Genomic DNA, 9,135 nt, shown 5'->3' on the forward strand with positions numbered 1-9,135 from the left:
CGCCCGCCCCCGATGTCCACACCCACCTCCGTCGGCACCGGCATCCGCAGCGCCAACGCCCTTACGGCATCCCCGAGTCCACGCTCCGCCAGCACCGGCGGATGGATCCCGCGCACCAGATCACGCAACTCACCCAGCGCCTCGGCGGACGACTGCCGAGCCCGGGCCAGCAGCTCCCGCGCCTTCGCCGGATTCTTCTCCAACAGCGCCTCGATCGTCCCGAGATCCATCCCCATGGCCACCAGCCGGGCCTGCGCGCCGTCGTGCAGATCCCGCTCGATCCGCCGCAGCTCGGCCGCCGAGGAGTCCACCGCGTCCCGCCGGGTCTCGGTCAACACCCGCACCCGCTCGGCGAGTTCACCCTGCCCCGGAGCGAGCACAGAACGCGTCAGCAGGAAGTGGACACGCAACAGGGCGGGCGTGAGGAAGTAGGAAGCGACGAGCAGCGCGACACCCAGCAGCCCAGCGAGCAGGGCACTGCCCTGCCCGCTCACCGGCACGAACCCGTACCACCACCCCACATACGTCCCGTCCGTGAACACCCGCCACAGCCCGAAGGCCAACGCGAACCCCTCCAGCGGATAGAACACCAGGGCAGCGGGCACCAGCGCGGTGACGAACCCGGCGGTCATGTCGACGAACAGCCAGCCGAGCAACCGGAGGGTGACCTTCCAGGACTTCGCCCCGCTCGGCTCCACCGGAATCCGCACCCCGCACCACTCCACGGCGAACAGCCGCCGCCGATTCGCGTGCGCCCGCACGCCGGCCAGCACCCAGGGCGTGGTGATCAGCCCGATCCCCACAGGGACGAGCACAAGGGAGACAAGCGTGAGAACGAAGAGGACGAGCGACCCGTAGAGGGAGATGAGAGCGAGAGCGAGGCCGCGCAGCCCGGCCGTGACGACTGTACGGGCCCTGTTCGTGTCCATGGGCCCAGTCTCACGGAGCACGGCGCCAAGGTCACGGGGCCCGTCCACCGTGATGGGGGTGTCGCTACCAACACCGGTTCCCTGCGTCCTTTGCTTTTAGGGGCGCGGGGCTGTATCAATTTGCGGCTCCGCCGCGTGGGCGCGCCCAGCCCCCACCGACCCGCAGCCAACGAACAACCCCTACAACGCCACCCCAAGCACCTTCGCCTCCACAACAGGGTCAAGCCCCACCCCCGGCCGATCCGGCCGCTGCGGCGCAACCCCACCGATGCCCCGCAACCAACTCCACGTATCAGCCACCGTCTCTTCCACAGGACGACAGCTCAACCCAGTCGCCACTGCCCGGGACACATCCGCACTGTGCAGCGCGTCATACCCCTCACTCCCGGCAGGAATCCACACCGGCAACTGAGTCCACGGCTCGATCCCGGCCCCGAGCACGACCTCCGGCTCGGTCCAACGCAGCGACGCCACCCCACCAGTGACCCGCACACACGCGTCCAACAAAGACCCCATCGTCGCGTGCCCCTGCGGCGAGATCAGGTTGTACGCCCCGCTCGACTCCCGCTCCACCGCCCCGAGGACCCACTCCGCGAGGTCCCGCACATCCACGTACTGAAGGGCAAGCCCCCGCGGCCCCGGCGCCAACACCGGCCCACCCCGCGCGACCCGCGTCAGCCACCACGGCAGCCGCCCGATGTTCTCGTACGGTCCGAGAATCAGCCCCGCCCGCACGAACACCGACCGCTCCGCCCCGAACGCATCGAGCGCGGCCAGCTCCCCGCCCCGCTTGTCGCGCGTGTAGTCCGTCCTGTCGGCGTCGGGCGCGGCGCCCTCGACGACGGGCGCGGACTCGTCGTATCCGGCGGGCGGCGCCCACGCGTACACCGAGCAGCTCGACACATACACATACCGGCCCACCCGCCCGGCGAGCAGCCGCGCAGCGTCGTGCACCGCGCGGGGCGCCGCCGACCAGGTGTCGACGACGGCGTCCCACTCGCCCCCGGCCAGCGCGTCGAGCCCACCGGGCGCGGTGCGGTCACCCCGCAACGCCCGTACCCCGGGCAGGGCCTGGTGCCGTCCCCGGTTGAGAACGGTCACCTCCCAGCCCCGCCCGAGGGCCGCCTCCACGACGGCCCGTCCCGCGAACTCCGTACCGCCCAGCACCAGAAGTCTCATGCCGACGACTCTGCCCGCGCGGCACACGGAACGGAACGCGAATCTGCCGTCAGCAGATGATCAACGCGCGGTCGGCGGCGTGTACTTGTAGCCGACCCGGCGCACCGTCTGGATCGCCTTGCGGTGCTCGGCACCCAGCTTGCGGCGCAGCCGGGCGATGTGGACGTCGACGGTACGGCCGTCGCCCACGTGCCCGTAGCCCCACACCGTGGTGACCAGCTGGTCGCGCGTGTGCACCCGGTTGGGGTGGGCCACCAGATGGGCGAGGAGTTCGAACTCCAGGTACGTGAGGTCGAGTTCCTCGCCCTTGAGCTGCGCGGTGCGCTGCACGGTGTCGATGCGGACGAGCGGTTCGGCGTCGACGCTGATGTCCGGCACGCCGTCCGGCAGGACGTCGGGGTGCCCGGTCCGGGCGAGGAGGTGCGGGCTGTCGGCCGGGATGAGGACGAGGTACCCGACCATCGGCGGCTGCCCCGGCAGGGTGGGCAGCGTGTGCGGCGGCGCCGGCAGCCAGGTGGCGCCCGGCGGCAGGAACTCCGCGACGTCGATCACCTCGTCCCGGTCGACGGCACGCAGATGGTTCCGCGTGCCGGTCGGGGCGGGGGAGGGCGCCGGGGCGTCGAGGGTGGCGGAGGACAGTGAACGGATGATCGCCATGAGAGGTCAGCTCTTTCGCGCGAGAGGTTCGTCGAGGGACGTACATCGAGTCGCGCAGGCCGGAGGCCGAGGGTGTACGGCTTTAGAGGGCCGGCGCGTTCATCGCGCGACAACACACCCGGTCGAAGTCATGGTGCTGACGGGAAGGCCAGAAGGGCTCCAGGTCATGGCGACCCGTCGCTCCGCACTTCTGGTAGTTGCCCATGGGCCCATTGAAGCAGACACACGCCCGCAACAGGACCCTCCTCTCACAGCTTGGACGCCCCCTTGGCGGGAAATTGACGTCCGGCCCCTCATCCCACCAGCCGTCTGTGCCAGGTCAGCGGCTTGACGTCGATCGCCTTGTCCGGATCTCCGTCCCAGCCGGCGGACAGCCCGGCGGCCCGGAGCGCGGCCAGCACCTCGTGCCCGACGGCCGTGGTGGTCTCGGCGGAGCCGTCGAACCCGCCGTAGTGCAGAGCGAGTCCGTGCCCTTCGGCGGCGTGCTCGGTGACCTGCTGGTGGAAGAAGACGAAGCCGCGCGCACCCTCCCGCTCCGCGCCTATCTCCGCGAGGCCGCAGCCCCGGCAGCAGGCGAAGTTCTCCCGGGCGGTGACACCGCTCGCGTCCAGCGCCTCGAAGGCACGGCTGAGCCGCTCCGGGTCGGTGACGCCCTCCCAGGCCGCCTGCTCGGTCACACGCTCCATCCACAGCCGGTCCACCAGCCGCGCGGCCTGCGCACGGGAGACCGGCCGCTCGTCGCCCTTCACGAGGTGGTCCTCGGCGATCTCGGTCAGCGTCTTCCGGTCGTCGTAGCCGCAGCGCAGCCGTGTCCTGACCCGCTCCTCGACCTTCTCCCGCACCTCGTCCGGGAGTTCGGGCACCTCCTCCCGTGGGCCCAGGTCGACCGGCTCCCAGCCGACGCCCGCGTCCCAGTCGGCCGTCTGCCGTGCCCAGGCGGTCAGCAGCTCCGCCACGCGCACGGGATCCGTGAGGTTCGTGCCGTAGAACTCGGCCTCGCTCAGGCGGTGTTCCAGCCGGTAGTCCCCGCCCTTCTCGTGCCACACCTGCGCGAACACGTCAGGGAGGTCGGGTATCCGCTGCACGATCAGGAAACGGTCGCCGTTGCCCCCGATCCGCGCCACCAGCTCCCGCAGCCGTACCACCGAAGTCCGCGTGTACGTCTGCCTGTTCTCCGTCTCGACCTTGATGTCGAGACCCTCGTCGATGCCCTTGAGGCCCCCGTCGATGTCCATGGATCAAGACTGGCACGCGCCACTGACAACGCGAAGAGGCGCCCACCACGATGGTGGACGCCTCTTCCGCGAGTGCGGGGCGGATCAGACCTGGCCGGCCTTCTCCAGGGCGGTGCAGCACGTGTCGACGATGAGGCGCGTCACGAGGTACGGGTCGACGTTGGCGTTCGGGCGGCGGTCCTCGATGTAGCCCTTGCCGTCCTTCTCGACCTGCCACGGGATACGGACCGAGGCACCGCGGTTGGAGACGCCGTAGGAGTACTCGTTCCACGGGGCGGTCTCGTGCAGGCCCGTCAGACGGTCGTCGATGCCGGCGCCGTAGTGCTTGACGTGGTCGAGGGGCTTGGAGCCCTCGCCGAGGGACTCGCACGCGGTGATGATCGCGTCGTAGCCCTCGCGCATCGCCTTGGTGGAGAAGTTGGTGTGCGCGCCCGCGCCGTTCCAGTCGCCCTTGACCGGCTTGGGGTCGAGGGTCGCGGAGATGCCGAAGTCCTCGGCGGTGCGGTAGAGCAGCCAGCGGGCGATCCACAGGTGGTCGGAGACCTCCAGCGGGGAGACCGGGCCGACCTGGAACTCCCACTGGCCGGGCATGACCTCGGCGTTGATGCCGGAGATCGCGAGACCGGCCTTGAGGCAGTTCTCCAGGTGGGCCTCGACGATCTCGCGGCCGAAGATCTCGTCGGCGCCGACACCGCAGTAGTAGCCGCCCTGGGGGGCCGGGAAGCCGCCCTCGGGGAAGCCCAGCGGGCGCGCGCCGTCGAAGAACGTGTACTCCTGCTCGATGCCGAAGATCGGCTCCTGAGCGGCGAACTTGGTGGCGACCTCGACGAGCGCGGCACGCGTGTTGGACTCGTGCGGCGTCATGTCGATTTTGAGGACCTCGCACATGACAAGGATGTCGTCGCCGCCGCGGATCGGGTCCGGGAAGCTGGCGACCGGCTTGAGCACGCGGTCCGAGGAGTGCCCCTCGGCCTGGTTCGTGGACGACCCGTCGAAGCCCCAGATCGGGAGCTCGGCGCCCTTGGCGTCGTCGGCCAGAATCTTCGTCTTGGAACGGAGCTTGGCCGTCGGCTGGGTGCCGTCGATCCAGATGTACTCAGCCTTGAAGGTCACGGGCCACATCCTTCGGGGTGGGTCATTCGTCGCACTTGCGGGTGCTGCGGCGCAGCGGCACTGGAGCGCCGCGATTCATGCCGGGCAGCCTGTCAACATGCGATTTCCCGATCATTGCCCAAGTGTGAACCCCGTGTTACCTGGCCATGCTGTGGCGCGATTCACCCCACCAGGGCCCGCCTCGCGGTTCGCAGCCGCAGACGGGGCCGGCCGGACGGCTCGTATGCGATGGGGTTAGCCCTCGCTCCGCGCCCGCCGTGCATGCCCGGCCCGGTCCAGCCGGTCGACCAGGGCGCGTACGTCCGTCGGGTGCATGCCGTTCCGGTTCGCGAACCGGGCGCTGCGCAGGCCGAGTTCGACCGCGACGGCCCGGGAACAATGAAGGGGAGCGACCTCGGCGTCCTGGTACGCGCAGGCCGGCGAACTCGCCCGGGCCGGGCACCGCGTCCACGCCGTCGACCTGATCGGCTTCCCCGGCCGGAGCGTCCCGGCGGCCGGGCGCCGCCCGCGCACGGTGGCCGACCTGACGACCTGGCTGGACGCACTCCTGAACGGACTAGGCGTGACGTCGGCCGCCGGCCTCGGTGGTCATTCCTACGGCGGCCGGATCGCCCTGCACTACGCCCTGCACGCGCCCGACCGGATACGCCGTCTGTTCCTCCTCGACCCGACCCAGTGCTTCGCCGGGTTCGAGACGGCGTATCTGCTGCACGCGCTGCCGATGCTGCTGCGGCCCACCCCGCGCCGGGTCCGCGGGTTCCTGGAGTGGGAGACCGGGGGAGCGGCACCGGCCCCCGACTGGCTGCGCCTTCAGGAGGGGGGCGCGGGGTTCCCGTCCGCGAAACCGGTGACCGGTCCCCGCCCGGCGCCGGACGCGCTGCGCGGGCTCAACGCGTCGGTCCTGCTGCTTCTGGCCGGAAGCAGCAGGACCTATGACACGCACCTGGTGGCGACCCGGGCGGCGAGTCTGCTGCCGCACGTGGAGACCGACATCCTGGCGGACGTCTCCCTCCCCCACTCTCAGCTTCGTTCGAGCGGGGGGACCCCCATCGCGCTGCCGCAGTCCGCGCCTGAGCGACTGGGCCGTCACCTCACCGGTTTTCTCGGACCCTGAGCGTCACCCCACCTTCTGGATCAGAGCACGGCGGATGAGGAACTTGCCGGGCTCACGGACCTGTTCGAATGCGGCGTTGTTCAGCAGGACACAGCTGCCGGAGACCGAAGTCACCTTCACCGTCGTGGACTTGTTGTTGTCCAGGTTGGTGACCTTCAGCGTCGTCCCCGCCGGGAACTGGTTGCTGGAGGCGGCGGGCGCACCGGCCTCGCCGGAGAGCGTGACGGTCGAGCCGTTGCACACCTGGCTGCCGGCAGCGGCACCCGTGCCGGTGTTGCCGGTGTTTCCCGCCGGAGGGGTCGCCTTGGAGGTGGCCGTGGCCGCGGGTGCGGACTGCGCGGGCTGTGCGGCCTGGGAGCCCTGAGCCGACTCCCCAACCGTGCAACCGGACGCCTTCTGCTGCACCTTGATCTGCGCGATGACCGCCTCGCGGTTGGCGATCCGCGCCGCCGACTGTGCGTCGGGATTGGCCTTCTGGCCGGCGATGAAACTCTGGTTGTTGCCGAGGGCGGTGGCGAGCCCCTGGCAGACCGTCGAGTTCGGCGCGGACAGCGTCTTGGCGTTCTGGGCCGACGACTGCGACGCGTTCGACGTGGTGGCGAGAGCGAAGGCCCCGCCTCCGGCGACCGCCGCGGCGGTGACCAGCAGCGCCAGCTTCTTCTTCGTGCTGGCAGTTCTCCTGCGCGACATGCGCGTCTCCTGTGGGGTAGGGGACCGTACGCCGCTATGTACGGGATACCGAACGATGTAACTCATCCGACACAGAAGTCACTGAAGTGACGTACGCCACACGGGAGTTGTGGATCATGCGCCGCGCCCCCGCTACCGGGAGCTACCGGGACAGGGCCTCCCGGACGGCTTCGTCACTGCGCGCGACCACCGCCGTACCGTCGTCCGCCGTGATGATCGGCCGCTGGATCAGCTTGGGATGCGCGGCGAGCGCCGACACCCACCGCGCCCGCGAACTGCCGTCCCGCGCCCACTCCTTGAGCCCCAACTCCTTCGCCACGGGCTCCTGGGTGCGGGTGATGTCCCACGGTTCGAGCCCGAGCCGCTCCAGTACGTCCCTGATCTCGGCCTCGCTCGGCACGTCCTCCAGATAGCGGCGGACGGTGTACTCGGCCCCCTCCGCGTCGAGCAGGCTCACGGCGCTGCGGCACTTGGAACAGGCCGGGTTGATCCAGATCTCCATGGCGCTCACGGTACGCGAAAACCCGTCTTCCACCTGCGTCACAACGCCCTCAACAGCCGTTGTGGCCAGGGCGTTTGTCAGTGGTGGGCAGTAGAATAGAAGCAGTGTTCGAGGGTGTCGCCGGGGGGTCCGGACGGCGCCCTGACCGCGACAGGAGGATGTCCGTGCCCGCTGCCGCACTGAAGCCGAAGCCGCTGCCGACCCAGTCCACCGCGAAGCGTTCCGTCCAACTCGACCTGCCCTACGTGCCCGTGGCGAAGCGGCCGTTGCCGCCCGGCCGCCCGCGGGAGTGGTACGTCACGCACAACCGCCGCCTCAAGGCGATGCGGCTGGCCATCGCCCTGCTCGACTCGGGCGTCTACGTCCCGAACCAGGCCCGCAACGAGACGATCCGCAGCACCGCCGAACTGATCGGCGTCCACGCGCCGTCGGACACGACGTGTCACATGGTGCGGGCGCTGATGCGGTACAGCCGCTGAACCCTGCTTCCCGCGCGCCGCTCGTTCCCAGGGGTCGCTGGGGCGGGTGGCGCGCTGCCTGGAGGAGCGACTCGGCGATTCAGAGCCCGAGGTGGCCGAGGTTGCGGCGACGCAGCTTCTTGCGCTACGGCAGGTCGAACGGGAGTGGTGCGTCCATCCGCAGTTCGCCGTCTGTGAACCAGTGCGTTGCGTCTGGCAGCTGGGACTCCGTCAGCGGCTCTTCGTCCGTCCACAGGTCGTCGGCGGAGAACCACGACGTTGCGTCCGGCAGGCACGAGCCTTCGGTGAACAGGAACTCCGGCTCGGGTTCGGACTGGAGTTCCGTCCGCCGAGGGGAGCCCATGGTGAGATCGGCCAATCGGGCCATGTTGGCCTTCAGTTTCTTGGCGTTGCTGCCGCGGACCGCCTCGCCGAGAATCTTGGTGGTGTCGTCGAACAACTTGAGCGGGGAGGGGCCGAGGGCGTACTGCCACACCGACACGGCCATCTTCGTCCTCTTGTCGCAGTTGCGCGTCGCCACGGTGACTCCCTTGCGCCCTACGGCTTCAGGGTTCGAAGTCTCCAGCGTGGCGTAGGAGGCTACGTCGAGTGCAAAGGCCGTCATTCGTTCACCCGGCAGGACCCCGTCCTTCGCGCCGCACGGGTTCACCCCACCTGCTGCTTCCCTGAGCGTCGCATCGGTGAACTCCTTCGAGAGCAGGTCGTTCGCCACTTCCCTGGCCACCCGCGCCAGTTGCCTGAGCTTTGCCCGTTCCTTCTCAGAGAGAAGGGGCTTCGGCGCGAACGGCGTGCGCGTCTCGTCGCGTTCGAAGACCGCTGCCCCGGCGACCGAACGACGCCTGCCGCGAACCTTCCTCCTGATGCTGTACGTCAGCTCGCCGTGTGCCTGCTGGAGGCCACGCACCTTTGGCGCGACGACGTCGTGGCGGCCGTCTTCCAGGCACTTTTCGAGTTCTCCGGCGCGAAGGCGGAGCTCTCTGGCGGCTTTGTTCAGCTCGGCGGGGGATGTCTTCGGGCTGCGAGGGCCCATTTCCCTATTGAAGTTCATCTTCATGGACACACACTCCGGAAAGCCGCAGAAGCCGTGTCTCGACGATACTGCTCAGCGTGGCGGGATCAACAGCCCTGTAATGCAGACGAGTTGAACGAATCCGGCAGTCAGCCCGCCGACAGCTCCTTCTCCACCGGCGTCCGGAACCGCGGCGTCACCCGCGTCGCCCCCACCCACCCCCGCAGC

9 protein-coding genes and 1 pseudogene are annotated in these 9,135 nt (G+C 69.7%); 2 read left to right on the forward strand and 8 right to left on the reverse strand.

Annotated elements, in window-relative coordinates; all coding sequences use genetic code 11:
* The 5 genes from JHN45_RS47480 to glnII form a co-directional block, all read right to left on the reverse strand.
* Positions 1 to 929, reverse strand: a 929-nt coding sequence (locus tag JHN45_RS47480) for a sensor histidine kinase (RefSeq protein WP_201055639.1), incomplete at its 3' end; no start/stop codon positions are given.
* Between the two features lie 180 nt (positions 930 to 1,109).
* Positions 1,110 to 2,108: an NAD-dependent epimerase/dehydratase family protein gene (locus JHN45_RS47485; RefSeq protein WP_201055640.1), complete on the reverse strand. Its 999-nt coding sequence runs from the start codon at positions 2,106 to 2,108 to the stop codon at positions 1,110 to 1,112.
* 60 nt (positions 2,109 to 2,168) lie between these two features.
* Positions 2,169 to 2,765: a winged helix-turn-helix domain-containing protein gene (locus JHN45_RS47490; RefSeq protein ID WP_200716529.1), complete on the reverse strand. Its 597-nt coding sequence runs from the start codon at positions 2,763 to 2,765 to the stop codon at positions 2,169 to 2,171.
* 293 nt (positions 2,766 to 3,058) lie between these two features.
* Positions 3,059 to 4,000 (reverse strand): hypothetical protein, encoded by a 942-nt coding sequence (locus tag JHN45_RS47495; protein ID WP_201055642.1) that lies wholly within the window; start codon positions 3,998 to 4,000, stop codon positions 3,059 to 3,061.
* 84 nt (positions 4,001 to 4,084) lie between these two features.
* Positions 4,085 to 5,113 (reverse strand): glutamine synthetase, encoded by a 1,029-nt coding sequence (gene glnII / locus JHN45_RS47500; RefSeq protein ID WP_201055644.1) that lies wholly within the window; start codon positions 5,111 to 5,113, stop codon positions 4,085 to 4,087.
* 385 nt (positions 5,114 to 5,498) lie between these two features.
* On the opposite strand from glnII, the pseudogene JHN45_RS47510 reads away from it, so the two are divergent.
* Positions 5,499 to 6,227, forward strand: a pseudogene (locus tag JHN45_RS47510) (alpha/beta fold hydrolase); the annotation flags it as partial.
* A 3-nt stretch (positions 6,228 to 6,230) separates the two neighbouring features.
* On the opposite strand, the gene JHN45_RS47515 reads toward JHN45_RS47510, so the two are convergent.
* Both JHN45_RS47515 and JHN45_RS47520 read right to left on the reverse strand, forming a co-directional pair.
* The gene (locus tag JHN45_RS47515) at positions 6,231 to 6,917 is read right to left on the reverse strand and encodes a hypothetical protein (protein ID WP_200716531.1); all 687 of its coding nucleotides are present in this window, start codon (positions 6,915 to 6,917) and stop codon (positions 6,231 to 6,233) included.
* A 142-nt stretch (positions 6,918 to 7,059) separates the two neighbouring features.
* Complete coding sequence (locus JHN45_RS47520; RefSeq protein WP_200716532.1) at positions 7,060 to 7,419, reverse strand: arsenate reductase family protein; 360 nt, start codon at positions 7,417 to 7,419, stop codon at positions 7,060 to 7,062.
* A 164-nt stretch (positions 7,420 to 7,583) separates the two neighbouring features.
* Between JHN45_RS47520 and JHN45_RS47525 the strand changes: the two genes are divergently transcribed.
* A complete protein-coding gene (locus tag JHN45_RS47525) occupies positions 7,584 to 7,898 on the forward strand; it encodes a hypothetical protein (RefSeq protein ID WP_200716533.1) in 315 nt (104 codons plus the stop codon).
* Between the two features lie 124 nt (positions 7,899 to 8,022).
* Here JHN45_RS47525 and JHN45_RS47530 read toward each other — a convergent pair whose 3' ends face one another.
* Positions 8,023 to 8,952 carry a hypothetical protein gene (locus JHN45_RS47530; protein ID WP_201055646.1) on the reverse strand — a complete coding sequence of 310 codons (930 nt, stop codon included), beginning with the start codon at positions 8,950 to 8,952 and terminating at the stop codon, positions 8,023 to 8,025.
* Between the last annotated feature and the right edge of the window lie 183 nt (positions 8,953 to 9,135).

Source organism: Streptomyces sp. MBT53 (assembly GCF_016654115.1).
In the GTDB taxonomy this organism is placed as follows: Bacteria; Actinomycetota; Actinomycetes; order Streptomycetales; family Streptomycetaceae; genus Streptomyces.